Raw genomic sequence first — 18,056 nt, 5'->3', positions numbered from 1 at the left:
TCACGGGCGGAGTCGCCGGTGCGGACCCCGGTCGGACCCTGTAAGCGCTGTTGTGGACGCGTCTGCACGCAAAGCTCAAGACCGTGAGGCATTCTTCGCCGACGACGCTCGGCGCTTTCGCCTGCGGTCGTTGACATCACGAGAGGAATTTTTATGCGATCGACATCATCAGCCACCTCCCTGCACGTCGCCATTTCCGAGGGCATCACAGTCGCCAACGACCTGCCGTTCGTGCTGTTCGGCGGCATCAACGTCATCGAGGATCTCGATACGACCCTGGCTGCGGCTGAGCGCTTCGCGGAGGTGACGCGCAAGCTGGGGATACCCTTCGTTTTCAAGGCGTCGTTCGACAAGGCCAATCGCTCGTCGATCCATTCTTTCCGAGGTGTCGGCCTGGAGGAAGGGCTGCGGGTCCTCGATGCGGTCAAGTCGCGGTTCGGATGCCCAGTCTTGACCGACGTGCATGAGGTTGAGCAGGCCATGCAGGTCGCTGCCGTTGCCGACGTACTGCAAGTTCCGGCCTTCCTGGCCCGGCAGACCGATCTGGTGGCCGCCATTGCCCGCACCGGTCGGGTAGTGAATGTCAAGAAGCCGCAGTTCCTCAGCCCGGGCCAGATCAGGCATGTCGTCCACAAACTGCACGAGGCTGGCAACCCGCGCGTCCTGCTGTGCGAGCGTGGCACGCAGTTCGGCTACGACAATCTCGTCGTGGACATGTTGGGCTTCCGCGAAATGAGCGTTGCCAGCAGTGGCCTGCCACTGGTGTTCGACGTAACCCATAGCCTGCAGCGGCGAGAAGCGGATGCGTTGGCTTCGGGTGGGCGTCGCCAACAGTTGCCCGAACTCGCGCGGGCCGGCATGGCGGTCGGCATTGGCGGTTTGTTCCTCGAAGCACACGCCGACCCGGCGCATGCACGTTGTGACGGACCCAGCGCTCTGCCACTGGACACGCTCGAACCGCTGCTGCGGCAGGTCAAGGCGGTGGACCAACTCGTCAAGTCGTTCGAGCCTCTTCGGATCGACTGAAGCCTGCCACCCGTTCAAACAGAACGTGTGGCACTTCCCCTCTTAGTCGGCTATTTGAGCGACAGATAAGGATTGTTCGGTGGAACGGCATCGAATATGTGCGATGGGTCTTCGAGCAAATAGCCATGCACCTGGCGCGTTTTGCGCGGTCCCATGACCTCGCACGTCCTGATGTTCAGACCCGATGGCTGTTTCCTGTGGAGTCCGAGTTTTTCAAAGCGCTTCTGCACCCACTGCCAGTCCTGCAGGGCCGCGTCCTTCGCAAGCGGCCCAATGGTTGGATGCTCTTGTGCGTAGCGCTGGAAAACACCAGGGCTGATCAGGTAAACCGTGTCGGACACGGTATGTACCAGGGCCTTGGCGTCATTGATGATGAGCTTGCGGGTCTGGACGGCCTGTTTCAGCCAGGCCATGAAATGCTCGCCCGATGGCCGCCCGGTAAATGAGGCGAAATCGTGCGGCGCAGGCGCGGCGGTCGGCGCCGAAGGACCTGGGGCCGATGCGGGAGGGTCGAGCGGCACCGCTGCATCGTCGGCACCCTCTGGCGGGGCTTCGACGGACTGCTCCGGCTCAGGCGTTGTCTCGAACATCGCCAGCATGCTTTCCAGTGGGTCGGCCGGATTGCGCTGCGTGCTGGGAGGTATGGCGTGACTTCCGCCCGACTGATCTGGACGGCTGCTTGCTGCGGGCTCCTTCTCCGTTGCCACCGCTGCTCCAGGTAGCAATGCAGCGTCGGGTGCGGACGGGCGCGGCCCGTCCTCGGCCTCGCCGGCGTTGTCCACGGTCACGGTTCCCGCAAATGGGCTGGGTCGCTCCGAGGGCTCCCAGATCAGCGCCGGGGCCAGGCGCAGGAGCGTGAAGGCATGGGACCAGCCACTCTCACTGGTAATAGTTGCGCGCCAGATGGCCTTGCCGGAGGCGGTGGGCTGCAACATGGCATGATCCTGTAGCACGTTGAACACGGCCGTGTTGTTCGCGGGGATGCCATCGACCCCCTGGGACAGCAGGTGCGCGCGCAGCTTGTCCGAGACTGTCTTGCTCACCAGCCACAGCGCGTCCTCGGTGAGCCAGCCATCGGAGGCCTCCGGCTGGTTCAGTTTCAGCTCTTCCTTGAGCAGGTAGCGCAGCCCGTTGACCAGCTTGCGTTGGAGCGAGTGCTTGGGCGCGGCCATGGCGCGCGCGGGATCGCCGCCCAGCTCCTGGGCGACGGAGGCGCGGTCGGCCTGCACGACAAGCTCGCCCAGAACCCCGGCGTGCTCGTACTGCCCAGCCAAGACGTAGAGCAGCGGCGCCCACAAGGATGGATAGCCACTGAGCCAGTCCAGCAGATCGCGATTGAGCAATTGCTGGTACAGCAAGCCTGTCGCGGCGCTATGAAGCCGGTACTCGCGGTCGTCGCGGTAGCGGAAGCGGTACGGTTGGCGCAGCGGGCCGTGCCATGGGTGCCAGGTGCTGCCGTCGGCCAGCTCGACGTGCAGATCGACGGCCACCTTGCCGATGTCATGGAGCAGTGCGGCATAGGCGACGGCCGCAGTCCAGGCTTCGGCCTGCGCCGCCTGGTCTTCGGGGCTGGCCCCGATGGGCAGCAGATGGGACTGCCGCAGCTTTAGGCTGTAGGCGACGATTTCGAGGCCATGGTCGAGCATGCCGCCCGGGTAGGCATGGTGATGCGCTTCGGAAGCCGGGAAGGCCTGGACCAGCTCGGCGTAGCGCTCCAGCGGCGCGCGGTACAGGGAGGCGAACTGCTTGCGCGAAAGCGAGGTGCGCTGCCAGATGTGTTCCAGCAGCTTCTGCCGGCGCGGGGTGGCGAGCAACGATGCGGCCGACTCCGGCCGCATCAACCCTTTCGGGAGGTCGGTGGCGGGTGCTGGCGACGGCGCGGCAGCGACCGGGGGCCGTTTTCGCTGGAACAGGGAGAGCATGTCGGTGTCCTGATGGCGGGCCGGGCGGGAGGCCTTTTGGCCTTTTCAAGGTAGGGCCTTTCCCCTTGCACCCCATTCCCTTGCCGTTTCGACCCTTTGGCCTTTAACCGTTTCGGTATAGCGGGGCCTGGGCTGCGGCTCCAGCGTCAATGCGGAACCCGCACGAATGGATTAGACGGCGACCTGGCGCTGGGCCCCGGCCTATGCTGCCGGGGCGCTACACCGCCAGGTAGGCTCCCACCCGGGCGACTAAGTTGACAAATGCGACAAAGGAGACTAGAGTGAATCCTGTCTCAAACCTACCTGGGAGCTGACCATGCCCACTGCGATCGAATTCATTGCCGACCGGCTGCCGCGAGTCACGGTGGAGGATGTGCGACGCTTCGCCGATACCGTCGAAATCCGGGATGCACCGGCGTTCGCGGCTGAGTTGCAGGCGTTCATCCACGAGCGCGTGGAGGCGGTGACGCTGCCCGCCAACCTGGAAGGTGAAACGGTGGCGCAGGCCTTGCAGCGCAAGGCGGCCGCGTTGCGCTCCGACACGCGCTGGACACCGGCTGAAACCGATGTCCAGCGAGGCCGCGCCTTGCTGCTGGAAGCCTTCAACCAGCCGGACAACCTGCCGCCTGCCGAGTTCGCCAAGCTGGCGGACAAGTCGCGCCAGCAAATCTACAAGGACATCCTCGCCCGTCGGCTGCTGGCGCTGAACGTGGGGCCGCGCGGCCAGAAGCTGCCCGACTGGCAGCTCGACCCGGTGAAGCAGCAGTTGACCCAAACCGTGCTCCAGGAGGTCGAGGGCATCGACCACTGGACGATCTACCGCGCGCTGTCCGAACCCCTCGAAGGCCTGGGTGGTCGCTCGCCCGTGGATGCGGTGACGCATGGCACGATCGATGACGTGGCCGAGGCCGTGTTCAACGTGCTGGGCGTCCAGGTGCATTGAAGCGAGACCGCCATGAGCCACGAGCTGCCTTCGTTCCTGATCGATGCCGGTGAACTGCTCCAGCATGTGAGCCGCGTCGTCTATCGGGGCAGCCCGCTGTACTATGGCCGCAGCAGCACGAATCGCTACGATGACCCAGCGGGGGCCTACGGCGTGCTCTACCTGGGGCGCGACCTGCCCACGGCGCTGATGGAGTCGGTGTTTCACAAGCACCAGTGGCTTGCGGACACGCAACGCTCGATCGCGCTGAAAGAAGTCCAAGCCCGGATGGTGCGCGCAGTAGGCGTGATGGACGACGTGTTTCTGGCCGATCTCACGGCGCAGGGCGTCATGGCGGGCTACTTCGGCCTGAACCTGGAGCAGTTGGCCAGCCGCGACTACACGCACACGCAGCGGGTGTCCGCCCAGGTGCATGCGATGCTCGGAGATGATGGCCAGGCGCTGTTCGACGGGGTGCTCTATCCGTCGCGCAACAACTATCCCGCCAAGAGCATCGCCCTGTTCGAGCGTGCGGGAGCGAAGGTTGGCGTCATCGAGGACATCGACCTGGTGGACCATGTGGACTGGCCGCGTTTCGTTGTTACCTACCGCATCGGCGTTGAACCCGACCCCGGCCCGGTGGGGCCGGATGACGAAGCGTCCTGAAGCAGCAAGAAAACACATTGAAGCCGCAAACCGAATGAAGTGGAGCAAACTGGAATAGGCATTCCTCAACAGCAGGAGACGACCATGAACACGACGACCCGCACCAGCACCGCAGAACGCCTCGGCCGCGCCTTTGGCCGCGGATGGCGTGCCTATGCGCGACGCGAACGGCGGGCGTCGAACTGGTTGGTGTCCAAGGGCATGCCGCGAGCTGGCGCTACCGCGCTCGTGTGGGTAGCCAAGCTGGCTGTACTGGGGGTGCTGCTCTACGTTGCGTTTTGGTTTGCACTCGTGATGCTGGGCGTTGCGGCGGCGGGATGGGCTGCTGCTGCAAATACTTCGGATGAGGACGAGTGGCCTTTCACCGACCTCACCGAGCTGCGCAAGACGCCGGGCTACGATCCCAACCTGTACAACGACACGTCGCACGAGTTGTACACCGACGACTGACCGGCCTCGCGCTATTTCAGTTTTCCTCCGGTGAGCGCCCCGGCACCCTTGCCGCCAGCTTGGCCGGCGCTCTTGCTGCCATCGGAAAGTCCCTGGATGACGTGCCCGGCCCGAATCCCAACCCAGGTAAGGCTCGCCAGCCAGAATCCCGGCAGAACCAGGAACATCGTGCCCATGACGAACATCAGGAGCATGTCGCCGAAGGCGTTGTTCAACCCTACCAGCGGGTCAAAGTTGGTGTGCGGCCGGTTCCAGCCAAAGCCCCAGCCATAAAGCGCGTCCAGAATCGTTGAATCGATCCAGCGTGCGAGCTGGAACCAGAAGTCCGTGAAGAACAGCGCGAACTGCACGACGCTGACGGTGACGACCGTCTTCAGGTCGTAGGTGCCCACAACCAGCACGAGCGGGATGCAGATGACCAGCGCCATCTTCAGTAAGGCGAGGATCATGGGCAGGGATTGGCGCACGACATCCATGGCAGGAAACGCGGCAATCGCGCCGACTGCCATCCCCACGTCGCCCGTGGCGCGCGTCACGATGTTCGGCAGGGTCTTGTCGATCTGGCCGCCGTAGTCCGTATAGACGCTGCCCTGGTTCAGTTTCTGCTGCCGCGGTGACGCGATGGCGCGGATCACCGAATCGTCCACCTCGGCCCGGCTGAGGAACCCGGCCCAGCCCGCCAGGCGATTCAGCAGGGTCGGGTCCACTTGCCCCAGCAGCCGCGCGCGCAGGCCGTTGCTGCCGTCTGACCACCACTGCCTGCAGGTCGGGTAGCCGCCACCATTGGCAACCTGCGCGAGGCCTGCATCGCGGGTGTCGTCATAGGGCCATGCCTCGCGCGCCGTGCTGGAGCGGTAGCTGTCGTAGTAGCCACCCGTGTCCGTGAAAAAGCGCGAGCCGATCCAGGTTACGTCGTGCATCTGCTGCTCATCGAGATCCGGGCGCTGCATGAACAATTTGGCCCGCGCAGGCCCATAGCAATCCCGCGAGAAGTCCGCGACCTCCTGAGCCAGTACCGGGTCGTCAATGCGGGTCGCGTCGATCTCCATCCTCATCTGCCGCAGGTCCGTACCGCACGGGATCGCCGCTACCGAGGCGCTCGTGACGGCGCGCGAGAGCGCGTGCATGAAAGCCCACCAGACCGGCACCTTCGCCGACTGGTTGTTGATGGTGCTGAAGGACTGCGACCAGCCGGTTTCCGTGGGCTGCGGCACGCTGACCTGGCACTGCGCCGAGCGCGAGCTGTCGTACTGGATGGTGCTGAGGTCCACGTCGATGAACGGAATGCCCGCGAACATCACCACCACGATCGCGACGAACACCCGGTTCTCGATACGGGCGGCACTCAGAACGCCTTTGTTGCCCTCGTCAGCGCCTTCCGCGCGGGCCTTCAGCCACTCCTGCACGACGATGGCGACGAAAGGCAGCGCGAACACCCCGCTGGACACCAGCACGGCCCAGATACCGTTGTTGACGATCCAGGACACGAGGGTGAGGTAGTACTCCAGATAGTCGGTCGTGAAGAGCGTCATGGCCCCGATCTCCCCTCAAGCGGCCTGCATCAACAGGCTGGCTTCCAGCGCGACGATGGCGACGACGCCGGCGACCTCGGTACGGATCAGCCGGCGCCGCGCCTGCCCATCTGTCCCGCTTTGGTCTTCGCGGGCCAGCACCCGGCGGCGCATCCAGAACCATCCATAGGCCGTTGCCGCGTACACGCACAGCCGCCAGATGAAGAAATACCCTGCGGAGGCCGCCAGCCACCGTTCCCAGCCTGCAACGCTGCCGACCAGGTTGATGCCCGCGACGTTCGCCCCCACTGCGGCGGCAACGATAAGCACCAGCCACAGCAGCGTCTTCGCCGCGCGCCGGCTGAACAACCAGCGCAGCGGCCGCCAGGCCATGCGCGCCGGGCTCATGGCCGACTCCCCGGATTGCCCTTCTGGAGCTGGTCGAGACGGTCCGGCACAGGATCGCCCTCGTAGATGCCGCGCGAACCGGCCGCGCGCGCGCCGTGGCGCTGGATGATCGCCATGGGCGAGTTGTTCGCCAGTTCGCGCCGCAGCTCCAGTTCGGTCTTGAGGTTGCGAATCTCACGGTCGAGCGTGTCGCTCTCGTGGTTCACCGCCTCCACGGCAAGTTCGTTCGCCGCGACGTTGGGCTCCTTCTTGCCCGTGAGCAGCGTGCGCTGCAGCAGCAGCGCTTTCTCCAGCACGGATGCCAGCGCGACCTCGGACGCGAGGCGCTGCGACAGCAGGTGCTGGTCGGGCTCGTCGCGCAGCGCCTCGATCACGCCGCGCGTGATCGGCAGCGACGCACTGCCAGCTTCGCGCAGGTTCTCCGGCGTCGTGTTCTTGGCCTTGGTTACCAGGTCCTGGAGCGCCTGCAGCTTGGCGTCGTACTCCTCCTGGATCAGCGGCGTGAGCCCGACGCCCGGCGTCGTCTCGGTCTTGGTGCAGGCATCGCACGTGCGCTGCTCCTTCTCGCCGAGCACGCGCGTGGCCCACTCGACGGCAGCCTGCGGCGAGGTCCAGGTCTGGCACGAGAGACTGCTGCAACTGGCCGGCGCAATGGACGAGGTGTCGGTCACGCCGCGGCCGTTGACCAGGTTGTAGCCAGCGCGGGTGACATCGCCGACGACCTTGATCGCGGGCTGGCCGGAGCCGCCCGCGTTGCTGCCCCCGACCCACGGCACGCCGTCATTGCCGCGGCGCGTCTCGGCCTGCTCGATGGCCGAGACCGCATCCGTGCTCGACACGGCATCGCGCAGCGCCAGCCCTTCGGCCATCTGGCTCCAGCCGAGTTGGCCGCCCGCCGTTTCGGCCATCTTCTCGGCCATGGCACGGCACGTCAGCTTGCTGCGGTCGAAATCCAGCCGCGCCTGCAGCACGCCATTGGTGAGCAGGTTGTACAGACCGGGATCGGCCCGCTGGATGATCAGTGCGGGCAACGATGCCACCGCACTGGTGGCACTCTGGATCACCGACGACATGATTTGCTGGAAGCCGTTGGTAATGCCGTTAAGTTGGTTCTTCAACGTGGTCTGGATGCTCATGTCGCCGCAGATCAAGTTGCTGTTCCAACCCACGCCGACACCGATGGAGCGCATGCCGGCTGCACGTCCCATCGACACGGCGTTGCCGCCACCGATCGAGTACATGACGTCATCGCCGATGACGCTGCCGCTGGTCTGGTATCCCAGTTGACCCCAGGCCACGCCGCTGCCCAGCGCGAGCGCGCCGGCCAGTGCCAGGACGATCTCCGTGCGACGTACCCGGCGGGAGAACGGATTGAATGCAGGACGGAACTTCATGGCACCCCCTCAGAGGAAATCGACGCTGCCCAGGAACACCTGGCCCCGGCGCTCGCAGCAGGCATACGGCCGCCACAGCGCCCATGCGTAGTCGCCTTGCTGGGCCTGGGTAAGGAAGCCGCTGCGCGGGAAGACCGTGCAGGACGAGGACAGGACGGGCGTGAGTTCTTGCCACTTGCCGGTCGAGGCATCGCCCTCCATCAGCGCGCCGGCCGGCCAGTAGCCGTCACGGGAGTTGGCAAGCAACGGCTGATAGACGTGGATCTGCCCGCGGCGCGTGACCACATCGCCCGCACGCTGGGCCACCACTGCGCCGGCCTTGAAGTCGTCGGTCTGGTGCAGGAAGCCGCCACGGGGATACACGTTGCCCCAGAGATTCATCGTGGTACGGGCACCGACTTCGCGCCGGCCCGGAATCAGCGCTTCCGGGTAGGCCATCTCGGGCACGTTGTAGCGCCAGGCCAGCGTATCCAGGGTGCTGAGCAAGTACGGCATAAACGCCGTGCCCGCGCCCTCACAGAAGTAGCCTGACGAAGAGACGAACTGGTTGAACACCTCTGCGCCGGGGTGACCGATGACATCCGCGTTCTTGAATTTGGCGAGGCTGTTTTCGTGATCCTCGTTCGTCGTTCCGTCGCCGCCAGCTTGGGCGGACGGGTTGGGCGTGCTCATTGCCTGGACTTCGACCCAGGGGTTTTCTCCGGTATTCGAGTACGACGACACCACTGCATCGGGGATGTAGTGGCGCACCTTGATCGACGTGCGCACGGTGCAGCCCGTCCATGTGCAGTAGAGCCAGTAGCAGATGCCGACGACGCGGTATTCGAGGCAATCGGGCGATGCCACCGAGCCGATGATGGTCGCTGTATTGAGGGCGTAGCTGCCCGTGGCGCTGAGCAGCAGCAACGAAGCCACGCCAGCGCGCAGGCGGCGCATCAGGTCGAATGGTCGGGTCACGGCTGGGTCCTCCGGTGCTGCTCGATGCGCGCGACAGCGCGAGCCACATCCGGCTCGCCATAGACCACATAGCGCCTGTCCACCACCACGGCCGGGAGGCTGGTGATGCCGAGGCTCCATGCGTCGGTAACGCCTTGGTATGCGGAAGCGATGCGTCGCTGCAGATCGGCACCGCCGCCATTCAGCCGGCGCTTGACGATGGCCGTCGCCTGTTCGGGGTCGGTGGGCAGTCCCGCGGAAAGCTCCGCTTCAATCCTGTGGGCTTCGTCCAGCTCGATCAGCCGCTCGCCGCCCATGGTCTTGACCGGGTGGCGGCTGTCGGTGACGACCACCACGTCGGCGGCGAAGGTGGCCGGGCTGAAAACGGCCAGGGCTGCCGGCAGCGCCACGGCCCGGCCGAGGGTTCGCCAGCCCGGCGCGAACCTGGAAAGGGATGCTGTCATGTCGCGTGCCCTTGAAGTTGATCAGAGCAGTAGTCAAACGCGAAGCCGACGCGGCCCCAACAAACAATGCGCATCGCGCACTGCCCGCATACCTGCTTGTCTCGCGCCCATGAAAAAGCGGAGGCCGAAGCCTCCGCGTGGATCAGGGAGCCGATGCCGTCGCTACAGCAGGCCGGATTCCGCGAACGAGTACGGCGTGCCCTGGCCGACGATGAGGTGATCCAGCACCCTCACGTCGATCAGCGACAACGCGGCCCTCAGCGTTTGGGTCAACGCACGGTCCGCGCTCGACGGCTCCGTGCAGCCCGAAGGGTGTTGGTGAGAAAAAATGACCGCTGCCGCATTCAGTTCCAAGGCACGCTGCACGATCGGACGCGCATGCACCGAGGTCGAATGGATCGTGCCTCTGAACATCGGCTCGTAGGCCAGCACCTCGTGCATGCTGTTGAGGAACACGATGGCGAAGACTTCATTGGGCTCGGCGGCCAGTTTCAGGCGCAGGTAGTCCTTGACGGCGGCAGGCCTCTCCAGGGATGGCCCCTTCTTGAAGACCCGCTGCTCCAGCAGCGCGATGGCTTGCCGGATGATCCAGTCATCGGATTGGGACATGGGGGCAAAACGTGGCTCCACGCAGGAGTCGTTGGCGACGAGAGACATGGCGGACCTCCAGAAAGTGAGCGGAGGGCGCCACCCTGGGAGGGCAAGCCCTCCTGGGGATGGAAACAGCGGAACAAGGTGCATCCATCACCGCGCGGCGGTGATTGTTCGCGGCCAGGATGCGAAAGCGAACGGGTAGCGGTCAGCGCGGCGAGCCGCGCCGTAGCCTTCAAGACCGAGGGCTACCTGGGCATGTCGCCGACAACGTCGGCAGGCATTTCGGATGTGGGGGTGGCGGGCGAACCCGGCGCGTCGCTGGCCATTTCCCCGGCCGCCAGCAGGTCCATGGCCGAGAGCAAGGCATCGCCCTCGATCGGCCCCTGCAACAGGATGGCCTGGCCCGTCTGGCGATCGAGCAGTCGCAGCGACGGCGTGGCGGTCACGCCGCTCTTGGTGGCTTCCGCGGCCTGCGCGCGGATGGCCACGTTGGGGCGCTCGCTAGCCATGCACTGTTCGATGGCTGACGTTGTTTCGGGGTAACGCAAGCCATCGGGCAAGCCCTGGCCGTCGCTGCGCGTGTGGGCATAGACCCATTCGACCGCCTGCCAGAACGCCGCATGCCCGCCCGCTTCGGCGGCGCACTCGGCCAGACGTGCCTCGGCCGACGCGGCAGGCTCGTGCGCGGCCAGCGGCTGGTGATGCCATTGCAGCGCCACGTCGGTGTTGTTGCCGACCCAGCGCTTGAGCTGCGGGAAATACTCCCGGCAGAACGGGCATTCCAGGTCGGCATAGAGCGTCAGCGTGAAACGGCCTTCCGGGTTGCCCATCTGCCAGGGTGGCCCAGCGACCTGCGCCGTGCTGACCGGCGCGCGCGACGGCGCTGAGGATTCGCCGGGCGTCCGGGACACCAGCCAGATCAGCAGCAGCGCGACCAGCGCAGCAGCCAATACCCAGGGCCAGCGAGGCCGCCAGCGGCGACGGCGGAACGCCTGGACCTGCATCGGAATGGAAGGACGTTTCTGTTCCATGGCGTTCTCCGGTTTACGACAGTTCCAGGGCCGGCGACTCGATGCCGCGGGCCTGGTCGATCTTCTCGGCCACCTTGAAAGCCGCTTCCAGTTCGGTGCAGCCGTACTGCTGCATGAGCTGGTAGCGTTCGGCCTTCTCCTCGGGTTCTGTCTGCGCGAGGGCGAGGTACAGGGACGGCGGCACGGCGCGGAACAGCACTTCCATGCTCTTGGAGAGGATGACGCCTTCGGTGAATTTCCCCGCTTCCTTGCGCGCCGAAAGCATCAGCGCCTTCTGCGCGGGCGAGAGTTCGCGGAACCGCGCGATCTTCTCAACTTCATCGGGCGGCATGCTGAGACAGATCCACCACTCGATCATGTTGAGCATGGGCTCCGCGGCGCGCGGCAGGTCGTCGATGTTCTGCGTCGCGAGCCAGAACCAGGCCCCCAATTTCCTCCACATCTTTGTAATTTTCACGACGTAGGGCGCGAGCAGCGGGTTCTTCGTGATGATGTGGCCTTCGTCGGTGACGTTGATGATCGGGCGTCCCAGGTATTGGTCGCGCTCGGCGATGTTGTTCACCGTGCTGATCAGGCTGATGTAAGCGATGGAGAGCTGCGCGTTGTAGCCCTCGCGGGCGTATGTCGCGAGGTCAACCAAGGTGATGTCGGCTTCGGGCCACGGCGTGCCGTCGCGGTCGAACATTTCGCCGTCCGTGCCTTGACAGAACATGTCCATCGCATCCGCCATCTCCAGCAGCCGCACGCGGCGCATTTCGGGCAGCGTCGGGTCCTGGCCGCGGGCGCGCAACGCGTTGCGCACGTCGCGCGTAAGCACCGTGCGTTTGTCGGCCACGCAGTGCTCGGCGGCGTCGAGGATGCACTGACGGATCAGCGAGCGGTCAGCCCGCGTCATCCGGGCTTCCTCCTTGTCCTCTCCGCCCGTGATCATCAGCCGCGCCGTGATCTCCAGTTCGCCGAGCACGTCGCGCTGCTCGTCCGCCTCCATGGCCGAGGCATCTGGTGGCGGGTCTTCATCCAGCGCGTCGGCGTCGAGCGTCTGCACGTCGCTGGGCGTCTCGATCAGCCGACGCGCGTCTGCGAATGGCGCGAGGCTGATGCCCGAACCTGGGGCCAGCTTGACCCGGTTTACCGTCAGCCCGAGCATGCGTGCGAAGTCGCTGAACAGGCCGAAGCTGTTGCCAGCCTCCACGATGAACAGCCGCGGTCGGTAGATGGCCGTGACCTGATTCAAGAGGTTGTTGAGCGTGGCGCTCTTGCCGGAGCCGGTGGGGCCGAACAGGAACAGATGGGCGTTCATCTGCCGATCCAGGCGGCTGAGCGGGTCGAAGGTGATCGGCCCGCCACCGCGGTTGAACATCGTGATGCCCGGGTGCCCCGTACCTTGAGCGCGGCCCCACACCGGCGACAGGTTCGCCGCGTGCTGAGCGAACATCAGTTGGGTGTACCACTTGCGCCGATCCTGGCCGGGGTTGTAGCAGCATGGCAGCCACCGCAAGTAGCTGTTGAGCGGCGCCACCTCGTCGTCCTCGCGCACCGGCTGCAAGCCAGCATTGAGCATCACGTTCGCCAGGTCCAGGCCGCGCCGGTCCAGTTCCGCTTCGTCGCGTCCGCGCAGGTAGAATGCCAGCGTCCCCCGGTAGAGCTTGTGTGCGCTGCCGATGAGGGAGCGGGCTTCCTGCACGTCCTTCAACGTCTGCTCCGACGCCAGCGTCTCGCCCACGGCCTTCTTCGCCAGGTGGTTGAGATCCGCTTCCAGGACATCCTGCGGCGTGGCGACCATCGTGAGACACAGCAAGGTGTCTTCCGGCATCTGGTCGAACAGCGTGTTGATGGCATCCCCTTTGCGGGTCTCGCCGGTCAGGTGTCCGGTGCCGGGCGGCATGCGCAGCCGGTCGGTGATCAGCACGCGGTGCGGCATGCCGTCGAAATACCAGGTGCCGTGCTCCACGTCGGAGCGTGGCTGGCCGAAGAACAGCCGCTGGCTGAAATCCCGCCCGCTCGCCAGCTCGATTTCGCCGGCCTCGCTTTCTTCGGTGCTGTCGGGGTAGCGCGCCAGCGCGTAGAAGCGCTCCCGGTCCTCTGCACTCGGTCCAAGCATCGCCGGGCGCGGATTGAACCACCGCAGCAGCCAGTCGTGGACGTCGGCTGCGACCATGCGCCGTGCCTGGATGCCGGCGTTCGCCAGGCCGCCGCACAGGCGGTCGCAGACGATGTTCAGCATCTGCTCGGGCGTCTGGCCGCGGCGGCTTGCCTGCCCAGTTGCACGGCGATAGATCACCATGCGCACCCGCCGCGTCTGGCCGCGCCAGCGCAGCCGCGTGACCACCGTGTCCTCGAACAGGCCGCCCGGCTTGGCGACCGCGCGCAGGTGGTGGCCGAAGAAGCGCAAGTAGAACTCGGTGAAAGCGGTGCCGCGGGCACGCGGCTGCACGTAGTCGCGCAGGGTCTGCATGTACTGGTCGAAGCTGGGCTCGTCCTGGGCATAGAGCTGGAGTACCCAGGGGTTTTCGTCCAGCTCATCGAACGAGTCCTGGAGCGCGTTCTCCAAGGCATCGCGGGCATGCGCGAGCCAGCCGGGCTCCCGCCCCTCGGTGCCCAGCGGCACCAGCTCGTAGAAGGCAGCGACCGACTGCCCATCCTCCAGCAGCATGGACTTCGACTGCGGCAAGAACTCCACCCAAGGCAGCAGTTCCGCGAACGACGGCGCGACGTCGTACAGCGCCTGCTCGTCGGCTACCGTCGCCGGCCTGCGGCCCTGGACCGCTGCGCCGGGTTCAGGGACGCCGGCCTGGCGCAAGGCCTCGACGTGGCGCTGCCAGCCGTCCGGCTTCTCTTCGTCGCCGGTGCCGGATGCGGCCAGCTTCGGCCAGGGAAGTTCCCAGCGCATCAATAGTCCTCCAGCCGTTCACCGGGCATGGCGTACTGCACGCGCTGGTACAGGGGGAAGACCGTCGTGTAGCCCGGAACCGGCACGGGGTCCGTGCCCGCCAGGTGCGGGTACACATACATGACGAGATCGGGGTTGGGCAGGCGCTGGAACTGGCGATAAACCTCGTTGCGCGCCGTGCGCGTGTAGCGCATCTGCTCGACGGGCGCAGCCTGCACATCGGCGTCGGTCAGCGGCCGGCGCAGGCTCTGGCGCGCGTCGAGCAACTGCCGGCGCGCGACCTGGCCGGTGCCACTGCCGCCGCCACCCGTTTCCTGCTGCCAGATGTCCATCATGGTGCGGTCGCTATGGGTCAGCAGTTCTTCCTTGCTGGTGGCGCAACCGCTGAGCACGGCGACGGCCGCGGCCAGCGCGAGGCCCTTAATCGAGTTCGAGCGCATGGCTTTCTCCTGCACGGTGATCGACGCGCCGGCCTTCGGGGTCGTGATCGATGGCCAGCGGCTTTTCGAGGTGGACGGCGACCTTGGCGCCTGGCTGCACATAGACGGCGGCGAAAGCCTGTCCGTAGAGCTTGTTGACCCAGGTCGACATGTCCCGGACGCCGCCCGCGAGGATCTGGCCGACTGCTTCCTTGCCGCTGATGCCCACGGTGCCGATGGCGCCGTCCGAGCCGACGTAGGACATGCGGCCGCTGTCGCTCTCGATGAGCGAGGCCACGCCGGCTCCGGCCGCGGTGATCAGAGCTTGCGACCCGAGGTACTGCTGGGCGTTGCTGCGCCGTTCGCCGCTGACGCACGGGATGCCGTGCGGGTCGCTGATCCAGCCCAGGCCGTCGCGCTGCTGGTTGTTCTGCTGGTTGCCTTCGCGGTCTTCGGGAATCGTGCGGATCGTGCCGTCGTTGAAGACGAAGGTGATGCTGCGAACCTGGCCGCGCACGCACGAGAGCGTCCAGTCGCCCGATGCGGTTCCGGAGAACACCGCGCCGGCCACGTCGGGAATGTCGATGCCGTTGGCAGTCAGATTGTCCGGCCCGACCAGCACCTTGAAGGGGTACGGATCGTTCACCGTCCCGTCGATCGGCACGCGCCCAATCAGCGCCGTCATCGCCACGGAGCCCATCAGTGTCGAGTTGGTCGGCACGGTATAGACCGGCTTGGCGCTCTTGACGCCTGCCGCACCTGCGCCGGCGTTCGCCACGGTTTCCGCGGTGGTTTCCAGTGTGCTTTGTGCCGGGCCGAAGCTCGTCGGGAAGCTCATGCCGCTGCCTGCGCCACGACTGCCATTGCGGCCCTCGGCCTTCTTCGCGTCGTCCGGTTCGACCCAGCGCATGCCGCCTTCCATGCCGGCCTCGTCGCCGCCGCGCAGCCCCAGGCCCACCGGCAGATCAGCGTGACCGCCGCCGCGCCCGCCAATGCTGTCCAGGCGCCGCTGCAGGTCGGCGAGCAGCCCCTCGGTCTGCTGGCGCGCGCTGGCCGCCTGTTCCTGGTCGCGGCGCAGGTTGGAGCGCTCGGATTCGAGGGCCGAATTGATGCGCTGATCAATGGAGTTCTCCCGCTGGCGCAGCCGCTGGTTTTCCTCGCGCTGCGACTTGTTGTCGGTCAGCGCGGTCTGAAGCTCGGTGCGCAACTGTTTCACCTGGGCGACGAGCGTTGCCACGGTATCGCGCGGGGTATCGCCTTCGATGCCCAACGCCTTCATTTCCTCGGGCGTGAGCTTGGAGCCAGCATCCGCGGCGGGCGGTGCCGACGTGCTTCCACCGGAGAACAGCCGGATGGCAACGAACAGCACCAGCAAGGCGACCGGGATCATCAGCCACTTGAGCAAGCCGTTACTGCGCATGGCGGGCCTCCTTGCCATCGTCGGCTTCAGCTTCCCGCTGCGGCAGATGCACGGCCGGGTCGAAGCGGTGGATCGCCGGCAGCAGCGATTGCGCGAGGCCGTGCCCGCGCGTCACCAGGTACAGGACGGTCGTGTCCTCGGGCGTCCCGCGCGGTCCGAGCGCTTCGTGCTGGAAGGTGGCGGTGAGGAAATCGCCTTGCAGCACGCGCGGGTCGAGCGTGACCCAGCCGCTGCTGCTGTTGGTCAGGCGCACGGCCGTGACCCACTGGTCTTCCAGACGCCACGACGCGAGCGCGACCGCGCGCACCGGCAGCGTCGGCATCAGCGTGCCGAGGTCGAGGTCACGGCGCAGGTTCACCCGCATGACGCCAGGCAGCGACTCCACAGTGCGCAGCGGCGCGTAGAGGTTCTGCGCGGCGAAGCGCGTCAGGACGACCGGAACCGGGGTTTCGCGCCGGGTCGCCCGCGTACCTGCTTGGTCCTGGGCGCGTGCCGGGGCCTCATCGGCACCGCCTGGCTGATCGCCGTAGCGCGCAGGGGTGCTGCTGCCCTCGACGATGCGCACCGGCTCCAGCTCGGCTTCGCCGTCTTTGGGCGGCTCGGCCGCAATGTCGAGCAGGATCAGCGCGCCCGTGTCGGCGTCCTGCAATTGCAGCCGCGTGGGCTCGATCGGCTCGCTGGCGCGCAGGTACACCGCGCCACCTGCGCTCTGCACGCGCAGGCGTTCGCCCACGCCTGCGGGCACGCCCACGCGGACGTTCCGGTCGATGAACACGATGCGCTCCTGGCCGACCTTCAGCGGCACCGCCAGCGGCATGCGTTCCCACCGCAGAATCTCCACAGCATGGGAGACGGGTGCCGCGGCCACGGCCAGCAGCCCCAGCAGCACGAGTACAGGATGCTTCATGGGGTGTTTCCTCCTTGGGGCGCTTGCGGAGACAGGCCGCCAGGTGCCGGGCGAGTCGGCTCCGGTGCGCTGATGCGCTGGGGCGCGCCGTCGTAGCAGTCCAGCGCCAGGCCGAAGGGGTTGCGGGCGGGATCGACGTCCACCCGCGTGACCTTCACCGGGTAGCGCACGAGCGCGCGCTTGACCTGCTCGGCGCCGTAGTACTCGTCGGCGGTGATGTCGAGCGTCACCACCCAGTCGCGGTCGGAGACCACGCGCACGCGCGCCGTGGGGTCGTCGCCGTAGCCGCGGCCGGGGATCTCATAAATCCCGCGCACGCGCTGGCGCAGCTCGCCCGTGGAACGGCGGTAGTCGTAGTCCGCGCGCAGGAAGGCCTGGCAGGACGGGGTAAGGTACGGCGAGAGCGTGTGGAGGTTGCGCGGATAGTCCTCTTCGCCGTTCGTCGGCCAGCGGTTGAGGGTCTGGAACACGTAGAACGTGAACGCATAGACCGATTCGGGCGGCACTTCCCACCACTTGCGGGTACTGCCCGAGCGCAGGTCGGGCGGGACGTGGATGGTCAGGTCGCGCGGCGCGCTCCACCAGCCACCGCCCATGACCAGGGCGACGATGACCAGCGCACCAGCACCCAGGCGAAGCGTCTTGATGTGCGCCTGCAGGTGGGTGATCTCGTTCTTGAAGCGGCTCATCGTGCCCCCCTTGCAACGGACCTTCGGGTGGACCAGAAGCCGGAGCGCGAGATCAGCACGTGGCCGCCTACCCATCCCGCCATCAGTGGATGGCGCGTGGCGATGCGCCATTGCAGTTGCCGGTACAGCCAGGTGTCGGGGCGCCCGCGCTTGAGCCGGCGCAGGATGCCGCCGCCGATGAAGACGCCCAGGGCCACGCCCAGGACGACGAACGTCGGCGCGATGGCGATCGTGCGGAACACCCAGGACAGCGGCGCGCCGACCAGCAGGCCGGCGGCGCCGGACAGGCCGCAGCAGATCCACAGTTCGTCGGCGGTGAGGCCGCGCACGACAACAGGGTGGCGGTTGAGCCGATGCGGAAGGAACGTGACCGTCCCGTCCGCACGGACGTGCTGCTGCTCGGACAT

18 protein-coding genes are annotated in these 18,056 nt (G+C 66.5%); 4 read left to right on the top strand and 14 right to left on the bottom strand.

What is annotated here, in order from left to right:
- Nucleotides 1-180: 180 nt before the first annotated feature.
- Nucleotides 181-1,026, top strand: coding sequence for a 3-deoxy-8-phosphooctulonate synthase (kdsA, locus tag LG388_RS20920; protein ID WP_225785151.1), 846 nt, complete (start codon nt 181-183; stop codon nt 1,024-1,026).
- A 50-nt stretch (nt 1,027-1,076) separates the two neighbouring features.
- On the opposite strand, the gene mobH is transcribed toward kdsA, so the two are convergent.
- Nucleotides 1,077-2,948 (bottom strand): MobH family relaxase, encoded by a 1,872-nt coding sequence (gene mobH / locus LG388_RS20915; protein ID WP_003821130.1) that lies wholly within the window; start codon nt 2,946-2,948, stop codon nt 1,077-1,079.
- A gap of 316 nt (nt 2,949-3,264) precedes the next feature.
- Here mobH and LG388_RS20910 point away from each other — a divergent pair, with 316 nt between their 5' ends.
- The 3 genes from LG388_RS20910 (at nt 3,265) to LG388_RS20900 (ending at nt 4,986) form a co-directional block, all read left to right on the top strand.
- Nucleotides 3,265-3,891, top strand: a complete 627-nt coding sequence (locus LG388_RS20910; protein WP_003821129.1) for an integrase — start codon at nt 3,265-3,267, stop codon at nt 3,889-3,891.
- A 12-nt stretch (nt 3,892-3,903) separates the two neighbouring features.
- A complete protein-coding gene (locus LG388_RS20905; protein WP_012614066.1) occupies nt 3,904-4,536 on the top strand; it encodes an RES family NAD+ phosphorylase in 633 nt (210 codons plus the stop codon).
- An 84-nt stretch (nt 4,537-4,620) separates the two neighbouring features.
- Nucleotides 4,621-4,986, top strand: coding sequence for a DUF3742 family protein (locus tag LG388_RS20900; RefSeq protein WP_003821127.1), 366 nt, complete (start codon nt 4,621-4,623; stop codon nt 4,984-4,986).
- A gap of 11 nt (nt 4,987-4,997) precedes the next feature.
- On the opposite strand, the gene LG388_RS20895 is transcribed toward LG388_RS20900, so the two are convergent.
- The 13 genes from LG388_RS20895 to LG388_RS20835 form a co-directional block, all read right to left on the bottom strand.
- Nucleotides 4,998-6,518: a conjugal transfer protein TraG N-terminal domain-containing protein gene (locus LG388_RS20895; protein WP_003821126.1), complete on the bottom strand. Its 1,521-nt coding sequence runs from the start codon at nt 6,516-6,518 to the stop codon at nt 4,998-5,000.
- 15 nt (nt 6,519-6,533) lie between these two features.
- Nucleotides 6,534-6,905, bottom strand: coding sequence for a hypothetical protein (locus tag LG388_RS20890; protein WP_003821125.1), 372 nt, complete (start codon nt 6,903-6,905; stop codon nt 6,534-6,536).
- Nucleotides 6,902-8,299, bottom strand: a complete 1,398-nt coding sequence (locus LG388_RS20885) for an integrating conjugative element protein (RefSeq protein ID WP_003821123.1) — start codon at nt 8,297-8,299, stop codon at nt 6,902-6,904. Before LG388_RS20885 ends, LG388_RS20890 begins: the two co-directional genes overlap by 4 nt.
- Before the next feature lie 9 nt (nt 8,300-8,308).
- A complete protein-coding gene (locus tag LG388_RS20880) occupies nt 8,309-9,256 on the bottom strand; it encodes a TIGR03756 family integrating conjugative element protein (protein ID WP_012614067.1) in 948 nt (315 codons plus the stop codon).
- Complete coding sequence (locus LG388_RS20875) at nt 9,253-9,699, bottom strand: TIGR03757 family integrating conjugative element protein (protein WP_003821119.1); 447 nt, start codon at nt 9,697-9,699, stop codon at nt 9,253-9,255. Before LG388_RS20875 ends, LG388_RS20880 begins: the two co-directional genes overlap by 4 nt.
- A gap of 162 nt (nt 9,700-9,861) precedes the next feature.
- The gene (locus LG388_RS20870; RefSeq protein WP_003821118.1) at nt 9,862-10,356 is read right to left on the bottom strand and encodes a JAB domain-containing protein; all 495 of its coding nucleotides are present in this window, start codon (nt 10,354-10,356) and stop codon (nt 9,862-9,864) included.
- Between the two features lie 182 nt (nt 10,357-10,538).
- Nucleotides 10,539-11,324, bottom strand: coding sequence for a thioredoxin domain-containing protein (locus LG388_RS20865; RefSeq protein WP_012614069.1), 786 nt, complete (start codon nt 11,322-11,324; stop codon nt 10,539-10,541).
- A 13-nt stretch (nt 11,325-11,337) separates the two neighbouring features.
- Nucleotides 11,338-14,214, bottom strand: a complete 2,877-nt coding sequence (locus LG388_RS20860) for a conjugative transfer ATPase (RefSeq protein ID WP_003821116.1) — start codon at nt 14,212-14,214, stop codon at nt 11,338-11,340.
- Nucleotides 14,214-14,654: a TIGR03751 family conjugal transfer lipoprotein gene (locus LG388_RS20855; RefSeq protein ID WP_003821115.1), complete on the bottom strand. Its 441-nt coding sequence runs from the start codon at nt 14,652-14,654 to the stop codon at nt 14,214-14,216. Before LG388_RS20855 ends, LG388_RS20860 begins: the two co-directional genes overlap by 1 nt.
- Nucleotides 14,635-16,053: a TIGR03752 family integrating conjugative element protein gene (locus LG388_RS20850; protein WP_003821113.1), complete on the bottom strand. Its 1,419-nt coding sequence runs from the start codon at nt 16,051-16,053 to the stop codon at nt 14,635-14,637. The genes LG388_RS20855 and LG388_RS20850 overlap by 20 nt, the downstream gene beginning before the upstream one ends.
- Nucleotides 16,043-16,960, bottom strand: a complete 918-nt coding sequence (locus LG388_RS20845; RefSeq protein ID WP_003821112.1) for a TIGR03749 family integrating conjugative element protein — start codon at nt 16,958-16,960, stop codon at nt 16,043-16,045. Before LG388_RS20845 ends, LG388_RS20850 begins: the two co-directional genes overlap by 11 nt.
- Nucleotides 16,957-17,649 carry a PFL_4703 family integrating conjugative element protein gene (locus LG388_RS20840; protein WP_003821110.1) on the bottom strand — a complete coding sequence of 231 codons (693 nt, stop codon included), beginning with the start codon at nt 17,647-17,649 and terminating at the stop codon, nt 16,957-16,959. The genes LG388_RS20845 and LG388_RS20840 overlap by 4 nt, the downstream gene beginning before the upstream one ends.
- The gene (locus tag LG388_RS20835; protein ID WP_003821108.1) at nt 17,646-18,056 is read right to left on the bottom strand and encodes a TIGR03750 family conjugal transfer protein; all 411 of its coding nucleotides are present in this window, start codon (nt 18,054-18,056) and stop codon (nt 17,646-17,648) included. Before LG388_RS20835 ends, LG388_RS20840 begins: the two co-directional genes overlap by 4 nt.

Origin of the sequence: Xenophilus sp. Marseille-Q4582, assembly GCF_916700565.1 — a bacterium.
Taxonomy (GTDB): Bacteria; Pseudomonadota; Gammaproteobacteria; order Burkholderiales; family Burkholderiaceae_C; genus Xenophilus.
This window is presented reverse-complemented; position numbering and strand designations above follow the sequence as displayed.

Coding starts and splice junctions, on each gene's coding strand:
- mobH (WP_003821130.1), bottom strand. CDS start 2,948: ATGCTCTCCCTGTTCCAGCGAAAACGGCCCCCGGTCGCTGCCGCGCCG.
- LG388_RS20910 (WP_003821129.1), top strand. CDS start 3,265: ATGCCCACTGCGATCGAATTCATTGCCGACCGGCTGCCGCGAGTCACG.
- LG388_RS20905 (WP_012614066.1), top strand. CDS start 3,904: ATGAGCCACGAGCTGCCTTCGTTCCTGATCGATGCCGGTGAACTGCTC.
- LG388_RS20900 (WP_003821127.1), top strand. CDS start 4,621: ATGAACACGACGACCCGCACCAGCACCGCAGAACGCCTCGGCCGCGCC.
- LG388_RS20895 (WP_003821126.1), bottom strand. CDS start 6,518: ATGACGCTCTTCACGACCGACTATCTGGAGTACTACCTCACCCTCGTG.
- LG388_RS20890 (WP_003821125.1), bottom strand. CDS start 6,905: ATGAGCCCGGCGCGCATGGCCTGGCGGCCGCTGCGCTGGTTGTTCAGC.
- LG388_RS20885 (WP_003821123.1), bottom strand. CDS start 8,299: ATGAAGTTCCGTCCTGCATTCAATCCGTTCTCCCGCCGGGTACGTCGC.
- LG388_RS20875 (WP_003821119.1), bottom strand. CDS start 9,699: ATGACAGCATCCCTTTCCAGGTTCGCGCCGGGCTGGCGAACCCTCGGC.
- LG388_RS20870 (WP_003821118.1), bottom strand. CDS start 10,356: ATGTCTCTCGTCGCCAACGACTCCTGCGTGGAGCCACGTTTTGCCCCC.
- LG388_RS20865 (WP_012614069.1), bottom strand. CDS start 11,324: ATGGAACAGAAACGTCCTTCCATTCCGATGCAGGTCCAGGCGTTCCGC.
- LG388_RS20860 (WP_003821116.1), bottom strand. CDS start 14,214: ATGCGCTGGGAACTTCCCTGGCCGAAGCTGGCCGCATCCGGCACCGGC.
- LG388_RS20855 (WP_003821115.1), bottom strand. CDS start 14,654: ATGCGCTCGAACTCGATTAAGGGCCTCGCGCTGGCCGCGGCCGTCGCC.
- LG388_RS20850 (WP_003821113.1), bottom strand. CDS start 16,053: ATGCGCAGTAACGGCTTGCTCAAGTGGCTGATGATCCCGGTCGCCTTG.
- LG388_RS20845 (WP_003821112.1), bottom strand. CDS start 16,960: ATGAAGCATCCTGTACTCGTGCTGCTGGGGCTGCTGGCCGTGGCCGCG.
- LG388_RS20840 (WP_003821110.1), bottom strand. CDS start 17,649: ATGAGCCGCTTCAAGAACGAGATCACCCACCTGCAGGCGCACATCAAG.
- LG388_RS20835 (WP_003821108.1), bottom strand. CDS start 18,056: ATGTCCGAGCAGCAGCACGTCCGTGCGGACGGGACGGTCACGTTCCTT.